At 71.2% G+C, this 12625-nt stretch carries 6 protein-coding genes and 2 tRNA genes; 1 reads left to right on the plus strand and 7 read right to left on the minus strand.

What is annotated here, in order from left to right; translation table 11 throughout:
- From ABD817_RS15670 to ABD817_RS15685, 4 genes are all read right to left on the minus strand, one after another.
- Entirely contained in the window at positions 1-4209 is a 4209-nt protein-coding gene (locus ABD817_RS15670) for a Pls/PosA family non-ribosomal peptide synthetase (protein ID WP_344918637.1), read from the minus strand.
- A 252-nt stretch (positions 4210-4461) separates the two neighbouring features.
- Positions 4462-5226 (minus strand): HoxN/HupN/NixA family nickel/cobalt transporter, encoded by a 765-nt coding sequence (locus ABD817_RS15675; protein WP_344918638.1) that lies wholly within the window; start codon positions 5224-5226, stop codon positions 4462-4464.
- The gene (locus ABD817_RS15680) at positions 5223-5879 is read right to left on the minus strand and encodes a hypothetical protein (protein WP_344918639.1); all 657 of its coding nucleotides are present in this window, start codon (positions 5877-5879) and stop codon (positions 5223-5225) included. The genes ABD817_RS15675 and ABD817_RS15680 overlap by 4 nt, the downstream gene beginning before the upstream one ends.
- Before the next feature lie 167 nt (positions 5880-6046).
- The gene (locus ABD817_RS15685) at positions 6047-7720 is read right to left on the minus strand and encodes a purple acid phosphatase family protein (RefSeq protein WP_344918640.1); all 1674 of its coding nucleotides are present in this window, start codon (positions 7718-7720) and stop codon (positions 6047-6049) included.
- Positions 7721-8016: 296 nt separating this feature from the next.
- Between ABD817_RS15685 and ABD817_RS15690 the strand changes: the two genes are divergently transcribed.
- Positions 8017-8538, plus strand: coding sequence for a hypothetical protein (locus tag ABD817_RS15690; protein WP_344918641.1), 522 nt, complete (start codon positions 8017-8019; stop codon positions 8536-8538).
- Positions 8539-8687: 149 nt separating this feature from the next.
- Here ABD817_RS15690 and ABD817_RS15695 read toward each other — a convergent pair whose 3' ends face one another.
- The 3 genes from ABD817_RS15695 to ABD817_RS15705 form a co-directional block, all read right to left on the minus strand.
- Positions 8688-11873, minus strand: coding sequence for an amidase family protein (locus ABD817_RS15695; protein WP_344918642.1), 3186 nt, complete (start codon positions 11871-11873; stop codon positions 8688-8690).
- A gap of 579 nt (positions 11874-12452) precedes the next feature.
- Positions 12453-12527 (minus strand) — tRNA-Val (locus ABD817_RS15700).
- 17 nt (positions 12528-12544) lie between these two features.
- A tRNA-Cys gene (locus tag ABD817_RS15705) sits at positions 12545-12615 on the minus strand.
- Between the last annotated feature and the right edge of the window lie 10 nt (positions 12616-12625).

The following is a 12625-nucleotide window of genomic DNA, read 5'->3' on the forward strand; positions in this document are numbered from 1 at the left end:
CTATCTTCGCCGGGCCCACGCCGCGATCGGGTTGCCGAACCAGCGGGTCCCGGCGGGCACGGACTCGCCGCGCATCACCAGGGACGCCGGGCCGACCGTGGTGTTCTCCCCGATCGTCGCCGCGGGCAGGACCACCCCGTGGGGTCCGAGGGTGGAACCGTCCCGCATGACGACAGTATCGATGCTCATCACGCGGTCGTGGAACAGGTGTGTCTGCAACACGCATCCCCGGTTCACCGACACCCCGTCCCCCAGGCTGACCAGGTCGACCTCGGGCAGCCAGTAGGTCTCGCACCACACGCCCCTGCCCACCCGCGCCCCCAGGGAGCGCAGCCACAGGTTCAGCGGCGCCGTCCCCAGCCAGCGCTGGGCGAACCAGGGCGCGGCCAGCATCTCCACGAAGGTGTCGGCCAGCTCGTTGCGCCACACGAACGAGCTCCACAGCGGCCGGTCGCCCACCGAGATCCGGCCCACCAGGACCCACTTGGCCACGGTCGCCGTCGCCGCGGCGAGCACCCCGGCGCCCAGCACCGCCACGCCCGACAGGGCCGCCGCCACCGCGAAGCCGTACGCCCCCGCCAGCCAATCCACGGCCGCCGCGACGAGCACGGCCACCGCGACCGTGCACATCACCGGCACCACGCGGCACACCTCGACCGCGGCGCGGGCGAACCTCAGCCTCGGCGGCGGGTCGTAGGTGCGGCTGCGGTCGCCCTCCTCCGCGGCCCTGCGCAGCTCCACCGGGGGCATCCCCAGGTACGACGAGCCCGCCTTCGCCTTCTTCGGCGCCGCCGACAGCACCGCGACCAGCCCGTCCTTGGGCACCTTGCGCCCCGGCGCGGTCATTCCCGAGTTGCCGAGGAACGCGCGCTTGCCGATCCGCACGTGGTCCACCCGCAGCCGCCCGCCCTCCAGCTCGTACGGCGCGACCATCGTGTCGTCGGCGAGGAAGGCGCCGTCGCCGACCGAGGTCATCGAGGGCAGCGCCAGCACCGTCGACAGCTCCACGTCCCGGCCGACCTTCATGCCCAGGGCGCGCAGCCAGGCGGGGGTGACCATGCTCGCGTACAGCGGGAACAACCAGACCCGCGCCGTCGACATCAGCAGGCCCGTCGCCCACGCCTGCCACGCCTGGCGGCTGTGCACCGGGTGCTGCCCGGCGTGCAGGCCGATCGACAGCAGCCGCACCGAGAGCACGGTGAGCAGGGCGAGGGTGGCCATCGAGACGACGGTGGCCAGGGGCACCCCGTACAGGACGGAGGCCAGGGAGGGCGCGCCGTCGCGCAGCAGGACGGCGAGGCCGGGCAGCGCGGCGATCACCGGGAAGGCGCTCAGCACCAGCGCGGACAGCCCGTAGGCCGTCGCCCAGTGCCGCGAGCGCGGCGGGCGGTCGGCGGCCGGGGGCCGGGCCTTGCCCATCCGGCTCGCGGGCGCGCCCGCCCAGCGCTCCCCGGACGGCACCGAGCCCGCCACCGCGGAACCGGGGGCGACCTGGGCGTTCTTGCCGATCTTCGTACCGGGGAAGAGGGTCGTGCGGGCGCCGACCGTGGCGGAGGCGCCGATCTTGATCTCGCCGACGTGTACCTGGTCGCCGTCGATCCAGTAGCCGTTCAGGTCGACCTCGGGTTCGACGGCCGCGTACCTGCCCAGCTTGAGCATCCCGGTGATCGGCGGCATCGAGTGCAGGTCCGCGTCGTCGCCGACCTGGGCGCCGAGCGCCCGCGCGTAGTGGGTGAGCCACGGGGCGGTGGACACCTCGCCCACGCCGAGCCGTTCGGAGAGCTGCTCGGCGAACCACAGCCGCAGGTGCGTGCCGCCGCCCCGGGGATACGTGCCGGGTCTGAGGTCGCGCAGCAGCAGCCGGGCGCCGCCCGCGGCCAGCGCGATCCGCCCCGCGGGGCTGACGAACAGCAGCGCGCCCGCGAGCACCCACCACCACGAGACGACCGGGGCCCAGGGCAGGCCCACCAGGTTGTTCAGCGCGGCCAGCGCCACCACCCAGCGCAGCGCGCCGACGCTGAGCAGCGGCACGGTGAGCGCCGCCTGCGCGAGCGCGGCGCGGCGCGGCATCGGCGTGACGATCCGGTCGGTGGTCACGATCTCCGGCGCGTCGAGCGCCGACAGGTGCCGGGCGAGCCGGGGCAGCGTCGGGTTGTCGTAGACGTCGCCGACGGTGACCGCCGGGTAGCGGGTCCGCAGCGTGGAGACCAGCCGTGCCGCCGCGAGGCTGGTGCCGCCCTCGGCGAAGAAGTCGCCGTCGGCGCCGCCCAGGATGTCCGTCCAGCACTCGGCCACCCACGGGTCGACGTCCGGGACCCCGGCGTCGGGCGTGCCCGTCTTCTTGGGCAGCGGCCAGGGCAGGGCGTCCCTGTCGATCTTCCCGGAGGTACGCGTCGGAAGGTCGTCCACCAGGGCGATCCTGGGGACCAGCGCGGCGGGCAGGGAGTGGCGGAGACGCTCTCTGGCGTCCTCCTGGTCGAACCCCTCGCCGGGCACGACGTAGCCGACGAGCAGCTGGTGCCCGCCGCCGGTCGTGCGGACCGCCGAGGCCGCCCCGGCGACCCCGGGCAGCGCCTGCAGCGCCGCGTCCACCTCGCCCAGCTCGATCCTGCGCCCGCCGAGCTTGATCTGCTCGTCGGCCCGTCCGACGAAGATCAGCCCCTCGGGCTCGGCCCGCACCAGGTCGCCGCTGCGGTAGGCGCGCTCCCAGCCGAGCGACGCGAGCGGCGCGTACTTCTCGGCGTCCTTGGCCGGGTCCAGGTATCTGGCGAGCCCGACCCCGCCGATGACCAGCTCCCCGGTCTCGCCCATCGCCACCGGCTCGCCGTCCTTGCCGACGACGGCCAGGTCCCAGCCCGCCAGCGGCAGCCCGATCCGCACCGGGCCCTCCCCGGTCAGCGGCGCCGCGCACGCCACCACCGTCGCCTCGGTCGGGCCGTAGGTGTTCCACACCTCGCGTCCCGGCACGGCCAGCCGCTCGGCGAGCTCCGGTGGGCACGCCTCGCCGCCGAAGATCAGCAGCCGTACGTCGTCGAGCGTCTCGACGGGCCAGAGCGCCGCCAGGGTCGGTACGGTCGAGACCACCGTGATGCCCATGTCCAGCAACCACGGCCCCAGGTCCATGCCGGTGCGCACCAGCGCGCGCGGCGCCGCCACCAGGCAGCCGCCGTACCGCCAGGCCAGCCACATCTCCTCGCAGGAGGCGTCGAACGCCACCGACAGCCCCGCCAGCACCCGGTCACCGGGCCCGATGGGCTCGCCGGTGAGGAAGAGCCGCGCCTCGGCGTCCACGAACGCCGCCGCGTTGCGGTGGGTCACCGCCACGCCCTTGGGCCTGCCGGTGGACCCGGAGGTGAAGATGATCCACGCGTCGTCCTCGGGCCCCGGCCGCCCGCTGCCCCGGCTCCGGTCCCGTCCCCTGTCCCTGCCCGTCACCGGGTCCTCGATGTTCTTGGCGTTCTTGGCGCGGGCCGTCGGGAGGAGGGATATGGCGGTGCTTCCGGCGGCACCGCCGACGCCGGGCCCGCGCCCGCTGTACGGGCCCGTGCCGTGCAGCTCCGCCGCGTAGTCGAGTTCCGACCCGCCGGTGCGCCTGGGCTTCGGGACGGGACGATCGAGGCCGGAGCCCGGGGTGCCGGGATGGCCGTCGGGGGGGCCGTCAGGGCGGACGTCGGGGTGGCGAATCTCACATTCGACGTCGTGCCCCCCTCCGGGTGCGCCGACGTGCTCGCCGTGGCCGGTCCCGCGTGCCGCGTCGTCCCCCGGGGAGGTGGTGACCAGGTGCTCGTACGGGTCCCCGTAGGGGGTGATCTTCCCGCCGTCACCGATGACGGCGCGGACGCGGGCCTCGCCGAAGACCAGGTCAGCCCGCTCCTCGGGGTCGTCGGCGTCCACCGGGACGTAGGCGGCCCCGGCGGTGAGCACGGCGACGATCGCCACGTACAGGCCGACGGTGCCCGACGGGATCCGCACCCCGACCCGGTCGCCGCGCCCAACTCCGGCCGCCCGCAACTCCAGGGCCATCCGGCCCGCCTCGGCCCGCAGTTCGGTGTAGTCGAGACGGCTCCGCCCGTCGTCCAGGGCGAGCGCGTGAGGATGACGTCGCGTGGTCCGGTCGAGGATGTCCAGCAACGTCCTGGCCTGCGGCGCGGGCCCTCCCGGCAGGAGTGCTCGCGACGGCATGCCGGTGTCGGCTGGTAACGGAATCACTGTCTCCCCCATGTGTACGGCGCCCCTGTGGGCCCGGAACAGCCTACGTGCATGGGGTTAACGCGTTTCGCCCGTGCGGCCGTACCCCGGATGAATCTTCCCTTTAAGGCATCTTTCCCCCGTATGACGACGAGAGAGGAAGGTCGGTACGGAAGCGGAGTAAAAGGTCGGTCAGCGCGTCGCGCCTTCCCGCTGTCGACGACCTTCCGGTCCGAACGCAAACTCAATACACAATGAACCAGCCGCGACCGGTCAACCGGTCAAGACGCCTATCGCCGCGGCGAGATAGAGGCCACCCGCCGTGGAGACCGCGACTCCGGCGGCGGCCGGAGCCCAGGCCAGCGCGGTGGAGGCCGGTGACCACCGGCGGGTCAGCAGCGCGTACCCCCGGATCGTCACGACGCCCACGCCGGTCAGGGTGAGGGCCATCCCCAGGCCGAAGGCGGCGACGAGCACGACGGCGTCGAAGGCCCGGCCGGTGAGCAGCCCGCTCATCAGGACGACGAAGGCCGACGGCGAGGGCAGCAACCCGCCGGAGAGGGCGAGCGCGAGGAGGCCCCGGCGTGACCAGGGGTCTGTCCCGTCCTCGACCTGATGCCCGTGGCCATGGCCGTGCCCATGCCCGTGGCCGTGGCCGTGTCCGTGATGGGTCTGTCGCAGGTGGCGGTAGGTGAGATGGGCGCCGACGCCGATCGTGATCAGTCCGGCCGCGACCTGCATCCAGGCGGTGACGTCCTTCGTGCCGAAACTCGCGGCGCCGCTCAGCCCCACCCAGGCGAACGCCAGCATCAGCACCGAGAAGGTGTGCATCAGCGCCACGATGACCCCTAGGCGCAGCGCGTCGCGGTAGCCGCCCCGGGTGCCGGCCAGGTAGGCCGCCGTGACGCTCTTGCCGTGGCCGGGGGCGACCGCGTGCAGGGCTCCGGCGACGAGCGCGACGGCGAGGATCGCCCAGAAGACGCCCCTGTTGTCGAAGAGCGCGACGAACCGGCCCTCGAAGCCGCCGACCCCCGTCACGACCGCCCGCCCGTCCCGCGCCGCCTCCACAACGCGGTGGACACCCCCGCCCCGGCCAGCAGTACGGCCGCCGAGACGACGACCGTCGTCGTTCCCGCGGGCAGGCCACCCCCGCCCGCGCCGGAGAAGGTCAGGCGCCGGGTGCTCTCGGCCCCGGTGAGAAGCGTCTGACCGGGGGTCGCGGGGGTCTCGGCGACGAGCATCGTCCGGTACGCCTCGTTGAGGTCGGTCAGGGCGGCGACGGTGACGTCCACCTGCGTGACCGGGCTCCGGCAGTCGAAGACGAACCGGGCGCCCTCGGTGACCAGCGCCCGGAGCTCCTCCAGCCGGCTCGCGCACCGCCGGCCGCCCTGTGCGACCGTGATCCGGTCCAGCAGGTAGTCGCGCACGGCCGGTGACCGCTCCAGTTTCTGCTCACCGGTCAGCTCCGTCGAGACGGTACCGGTGGCCGGGTCCTCGAACGCACCGACCGACTGACCGAGGGCGACCCAGTCGTCCTCGGCCGCGAACCACGAGATGGTCACGCGCGAGCCATCGGCCCCGATCCGCGCGGTGGACGGTGGCCCGAAGGGGTGGGCGGCGGCCGGTGCGGCCCAGCCGCCCAGGGCGCAGACGAGCAACGCGCCCGCCAGCACACGGGTGTGGATTCTCAACGGATCTCCTGTCCGGCACGGCTCCGGTGTGACTCCGGCTCGATTCCGGAATGACTGCGGCATGACATCGGCACGACTCCGGCACGGCCACGGCATGACCCCGGCGTGGCGCCGGTACCTCCGGGCGCGGGGCCGCCGGTACGGCCGCCCCGCGCCCGGAGAGGTCACTACCTGGTGACCGTGATGACCGGACTGGTGATCTTCTGGTTGGCGCTGTCCAGGTACACCACGTAGGTGTCGCCCCTCTTCACCCTGCTCGGCAGCCTGAAGGTGTAGGTCAGGCGGCCCAGCTCGTCGGCGGTCCGCACGCCGACCAGGTGGTCCCTGTCGTGCCCGTGACCCCTGTCGCGGTCGTCGGCCTCCTTCAGGAAGACGGACACGCGCTCGCCCGGGTCGTAACCGTACGCGGAGATCTTGAGCTCACCACGCGTCCCGACGGTGGTCCTGTCGACGGTGACCTGCTCGCCGACGGTGTTCTCCGGGGTACGGACCTCGTTGACCGTGCGCTCGCCCGCCCTGTTCTTGCGGATGACGAAGCCGTCGTGGTGCTCGCCGTTGGCGTAGCGGGCCTCGAAGGTGAGACGGTCGGCCTCGACGTCGATCAGCTGGTAGAGCTGGGTGTTCTCGCTCCGGCTGACGACCTCGGCGCCGTTTCCGGTCCAGTTCTCGCCGTTGTTGAGCTCGTACATCTTGCCGCCGGAGACCGACACGACGTAGGCGACGCCGTTGTTGACCGTGACCGACTTGCGGGCGGTCGCCACGTTGCCCCGGCCGTAGGAGTGGTCGTGGCCCTGCAGGACCAGGTCCACGCCGTACTTCTCGAACAGCGGGCCCCACTGGGCGCGTACGACGGGGTTGTTGCGGGTGCCGGTGGTGGAGTAGACGGGGTGGTGGAAGGTCACCACCGTCCACCTGTTCGGGTTGTCCTTGAGCAGGCCCTCCAGCCAGGTGGTCTGCGCGGCCATCAGGGCCGGGGTGCCCTGCACGTTGGAGTCCAGGCCGATGAAGCGCACGCCCTGGTAGTCCACCGTGTAGGCGGTCTGCTTCAGCTCCGGGTTACCCGGCCCGTTGTCCGGATAGGGGAACTGCGGCCGCCAGAAGGTGGACAGCCCGCCGCTGTACTCGTGGTTTCCCGGGATCGAGATGTTGTTGACCTGGCTGTCGATGAAGCCGGCGGCCTTGTACCACTGGCCCCACTGCTCCTCGCTGTTCGCGGAGTCGATGAGGTCGCCCGCGTTGACGATCACCTTGGCCCGAGGGCGGTCGGCGAACGCCTGGCGGAAGACGCGCGGCACCGCCGAGTCGATGTAGTTCTGCGCGTCGCCGTAGTAGATGAACGAGAACGGCTGCAGGCCGGCCGCCGCGGTCGTGAAGTCGCTCCACTCGGCCCAGTTGGTGCCGTCGCCGACCCGGTAGGTGTACCGGGTGTTCGGCTTCAGGCCGGTGAACTCCACCGTGTGGTAGGTGGAGGCGTACCCCAGGGTGGTGTTGACCGGGGTGCTGGCGGACGCCTTGACGTTGACGACCGCGCCCGCGGCCGGCGCGACCTGGCCGAGCGCGCGCGGGGCCTCGAGGATCTCCGCCTGCGCCGACTCGGCGTCGGCCACGGCCCGCCAGGTGACCTTCTGGCTGGTCGAGGGGGTGGTGGTCGGGGTCAGGATGACACGGTCGGGCATGGGGGAGGGCTTGTGGATGTCGGCGGCGGGATATTTCGGCGGCGCGGCCGCGCCGAACGCCACCGGGCCGAACGCCAGGCCGCCGAGGAGCAGCGCGCCCGCGCCCGCCGCGGTCAGCTTCGTTCGCCGGGATCCGGTACGTCGGGGCACGTTGACTTCGCCCATCATGAGCTCTTTTCCGGGGGAGGAATCACATTCCACCGAGGGAGTGCGGTGGCCGTCCGTATTGAGCCAGAAAAGATCATCAAATGCCTGGATAGCGTGTTGCGTCCGGATGAACATGTTCCCTCGGAAACCTGGGAACCCGGCCGCACCGCCGATGTCGCCGGAAGTCCGCGTGTTCGCCACCCTCCGTTGCCCGCGCGTTCCGTGGCCCACGCCTATGGTGTGGCCGACCAGCCGTCGAACAGCGGAGTCGCTCCCCGGGTGAAGAGCCGCTTCCCGAGGAACAGGATGTCCCGTTGACCGTCCCCCGCCAGGCCGGTGACCGGCGGCCCGCCCGCCGCTGGACCCTGCTCCTCGGCCTGGTGGCGCTCGGGACGCTGTTCCCGCCGCAGGCCCCGACGGGGACGACGGGGGCGACGGGGGCGACGATCAAGGACGAGACCTTCGTCACCGCGCGGACGAGCGGGATCCTGCACATCGAGGCGGGGGAGTGCTTCACCGACCCGGCCTACTCCGGGGAGGCGGCCGAGGTCGTCGTGCTGTACACGCCCTGCCACGAGCGGGCGGCCAACCAGTCGTACGGCTTCGTACACGCCCCCGAGGGCGAATGGGATCCGGCCGCGCTGAGCGCGTTCGCGTGGCGGAGCTGCCGACGGGGATTCGACAGTCACTGGAGCGGCGAGTCGGCCTCGGGACTGAACTTCTACCCGGTCCTGCCGACCCGGGAGACCTGGGCCGACGGCGACCGCGACGTCATGTGCGTCGTCTACAGCCCCGGCGGCCCGATGGACGGCTCGGCGCTCCCCCCGGCGAGGTGAACCCCGCCCGTACCGGAGCCAGGGCCACTGCCCGGAGCCGGGACCGAGACCGTTCCTCTCGCGGACGCGCTGGTGTAGCCGTCACTGGAAGGCCGCGACGAGAGAAGGGCCCGCGGGGGAGACCGCGGGCCCTTCTTCTCAACCGGTGGTCAGCCCTTGTAACGAGGGGCCAGGCGGTCGCCCGGCAGGCAGAACTCGCCCGTGAAGAAGGTGCTCTCCGGGACGCAGCGCCACATGCTGGGGTTGGTGTAGCTGGGGGCGAGGCGGTCGTCGATCGCCTGCTCCAGCGCGTAGCCGCCGGCCAGCAGCTTCGCCTCCGAGAGGGCGCCGCCGATCAGCGTCACACCGATGGGGTTGCGGCCCGACGAGCTCTGCTGCGCGCCGTACCCGGCGGGGATGGTGAGCGCGGGGTAGCCGGCGCGGTCGGCGTAGCCGATCACGTTGCTGCCGCTCGGGACCAGGATCAGGTCATACCCGCTCAGGACGCTGTCCAGGACGGCCTTGTTGGCGGCCTTGCCTGCCTCCAGGTCGGCCGTGTACTTGGCGTTCGTCGCGGGGTCGGACAGGTCGATCGCCTGGGCGGCCAGCAGTTGACCCTGCTGGTACTTCAGGCCCTCGACCGGGTTGGCGTCGTTGTAGTCGATGATGCTCTGCAGCGTCGTGCCGGGCTTGGCCGCGCCGAGGTAGGCGTTCAGGTCACGCTTGAACTCGGTGGCGACGACGCTGTCGGTCGCGGCCGGTGTGGCGATCGAGACCTGGGTGACGGTCGCGCCGAGGCCCTGGAGCTTGGCGATCGCCTCCTGGTAGGGGGCGCTCGTGCTGGACACCACGGCGATCTTCTTGCCCGCGAGGGCGTCGGCCTTGAGGTCCTTCGTGTAGTCGACCGGGCTCGCCGGGTCGGCGATCACGTTGAGGATCGTCGCGGCGTCGCCGACGCTGCGAGTGATCGGGCCGGGGGCGTCCTGCGACGTGGCCACAGGGAGCACACCGGTCGTGCTGACCAGGCCGACGGTCGGCTTGAGGCCCACCACACCGGCCGCGTCGGCCGGGGCGAGGAGCTGCGCCGAGTCGGGTGAGGTCTCCATGCCGATCGTGATCGCGGCCAGACCCGAGGCGGTGGCCGCCGCGGCGCCGGCCGACGAACCCGCCGGGGTCTTGTCGGTGTCGTTCGGGAGCAGGACCTGGCCGCCGAGCGAGGAGTAGCCCTTCGGCAGGTTGGCGTCGAAGACGCCGTTCAGCTCGGTGACGTTGGTCTTGCCGAGCACGATCGCGCCGGCGGCCCTCAGCTTCGCCACGAGGGCGGAGTCGTTGGCCGGCCTGAGACCCTGGAGGGCGATCGAGCCGCCCGTGGTCGACAGCGACTTGGCATCGATGGTGTCGTTGACCAGCACCGGCAGGCCCCAGAGGGCGGGACGCGGCGGGCGCGTGTCGTTCGGGCTGGTGGGCTCGCCGGTGCGGTACTTCCACCGCTCCTGGTCGAGCTTGCGGGCTTCCTTGATCGCGTCGGCGTTGATCTCGCGGACGGCCTGGGTGGCCGGGCCCTCGGCGTTGGTCAGCGCGATGCGGTCGAGGTAGGCGCGGGTGAGCTCCTCGGCCGAGACCTCGTCCTTGTTCAGCTTCTGGATCAGGCTCCGCGCCGTCTCGGTCTCCAGCGAGAAACCGAGCGGCCGGGAGTCGTAGCCGGTCACCTTGAGGACGGCGTCGTAGTCGGGGTTGCAGGCGCCGCGCCCGGCGAACGGCGGAGCCGGGGTCGTCTTCGCGCAGCGGTACATGCTCGGGTTCACGAGGCTGGCAGGCTGGCGCAGCTTGGTGGCCTGCTCGATGACGTAGGCGACGCCGAGCAGGTTGAACTCGCTGTAGGCGTTGCCGTGGACCTGCACGTTCTGGGCGCGCCGCTGGGTCGCGGTGTAGCCCATCGGGATCGTGATCGACGGGTAACCGGCCTGCGGGGCACTCGGCGCGCCGCCCAGGATGGCGATCACCGGGTCGGCCGGCTGCGCCGGGTCCGAGTTGGTGTACGTCACCATGTCGTCGATGGCCTTGTGCCAGGCGGCCTTACGGATCACGAGGTTCGTCCGGTACGCCTGCTCGTTGGCCCCACCCGGGGTCACGTCCGCCTGCGACGAGTTCAGGTGGTTGACGTTGCCGAACTTGAGCGCCTGGTGAGCTTCGGCCTGGTTGACCTGCACCTCTTCGACCAGCGAGTTGATCGGCGCCTGCGGGCCGAGCCGCTCGTAGTAGGAGTCGATGCTCTTGTGCTGCTCATAGCCGCTGGGCAGCGCGGGCAGCGAGGGGATCGTCGCCTGCGGGCGAGGCACCAGGATGGCGCCGGCGGCGGCCAGGGCGTCGTACGCGATCTTGAGCGGGCTGCCCTCGGTGAGGGTGCCGTTGTACCCGATCTTCTTGCCGCGTACGAAGTCGAGGTCGATGGCCTTGGTGTAGTCGGGCAGCGTCGCGGGGAGCGGCGGGATGATGCCCTTGGCGATGTAGTCGTCGCCGAACATGGCCTTGTACCCGGCGTCGGCCACCGGGTCGGGCCCGGCGATCGAGGCCAGTGTGAGCGCGGCGTCGGAGACCGTGCGGACCATCGGACCGGCGATGTCCTGCGAGGCCGAGATGGGCGCGATGCCGTAACCGGGTACGAGACCCACGGTCGGCCGCAGACCCACGAGCGACTGCGCGTTCGACGGCGAGATGATGGAACCGGAGGTCTCCGTCCCGATGCCCAGCGTCGACAGCGCCGCGGCCATGGCCGCGCCGGTGCCCGACGACGACCCGGAGGGGTTCTGGTCGGCGTCGATGCCGTTGATGACCTGGCCGCCGTAGTTGCCGAACCCGGAGGGCTGCGAGCCGAAGCTGTTGGCGTACTCCGACAGTCCCACCTTGCCGAGGATCACGACGCCGCGTTCCTTCAGCTTCTTGGTGATGCCGGCGTCGGAGGCCGGGAAGGACTGGCGCAGCGACCAGTTGTTCGCCGTCGTGGGCATGCCCTCGACGTCGATCAAATCCTTGAGCAGTATCGGCAGCCCCATGGCCGGGCCGAGCGACCTGCCCTTCTTACGCAGGCGGTCGTACGCCTCGGCCTCCTTCAACGCGTTGGGGTTGAGGTCCGTGACGGCGTTCAGGCCGGGCCCGCGCTTGTTCAGCGCGGTGATCCGGTCGATGTACGCCTTGGTCAGGTCGACCGAGGTCAGCTTGCCGGCGGCCATGAGGGAGATGGCCTCGGCGCCGGTCAACGTCTCAAGGTCGAGTGCGACCTTGGCGTTGGCCTGCTGGGGTTGCACGGCGACGAGAGTGAGGGAGAGGGAGATGAGGGATATCAGGACTTTGCGCACCACGTGCTCCTTGAGGAACCCGGTATTGCGCGTGACGCTATAGATCACCCGTTACGGCGATATGTCATATATGTTCCCTGGGAGAAACCTGCCGTACTGACTGGTTTATTACGGTGTCCGCATACCTGGAACCTTCCATTGGCTACGAGGCTGACAGCGGGTGAGCCTGACCGCGAGGTCACCGAACAGGACGTGCGCCAGAAGTGGGTGTCACGCGCGGATCTCGAGTAGGTGATCCTGCGCGGAAAGATCACCGACGTCTCGTCCGTCGCCGCCTACGGCCTCCATCGGCTGCGGCCTCAGTGCCGCGTTCCTCACTGGAAGTGCGGATCCCCACCGGCCCGGGAGGTTATAGACGGGAAGTGTCACCCCAGCGACCTTGGGTTCTTGACCACCTGTTCGCGACCTGCTTCGAGGAACGTCGCACTAGGACTTCTCGGACATGACTGGTGCGATGGGGACGGATGTCCGAGGTCAGCACAACGTCAGCACCGAGACCAGAGAAGCCAGAAGGCCGCCAAGGCCCCTGGGCTGGGACTTTGACGGCCGTTCTCGTTCGAGCTACCCGTGGACGGGCGGTGGTGGACGATACAGGGATTGAACCTGTGACCCCTTCCGTGTCAGGGAAGTGCTCTCCCGCTGAGCTAATCGTCCGCATGGGGAAAGACCAGAGGTGGAGACGGGATTTGAACCCGTGTAGACGGCTTTGCAGGCCGTTGCCTCGCCTCTCGGCCACTCCACCGGAGTGAGAG

It is taken from the genome of Streptosporangium oxazolinicum (genome assembly GCF_039537505.1).
In the GTDB taxonomy this organism is placed as follows: Bacteria; Actinomycetota; Actinomycetes; order Streptosporangiales; family Streptosporangiaceae; genus Streptosporangium; species Streptosporangium oxazolinicum.

Excerpts from the sequence above, each read along its gene's own strand:
- ABD817_RS15685 (WP_344918640.1), bottom strand. The coding sequence starts at position 7,720 with ATGGGCGAAGTCAACGTGCCCCGACGTACCGGATCCCGGCGAACGAAG.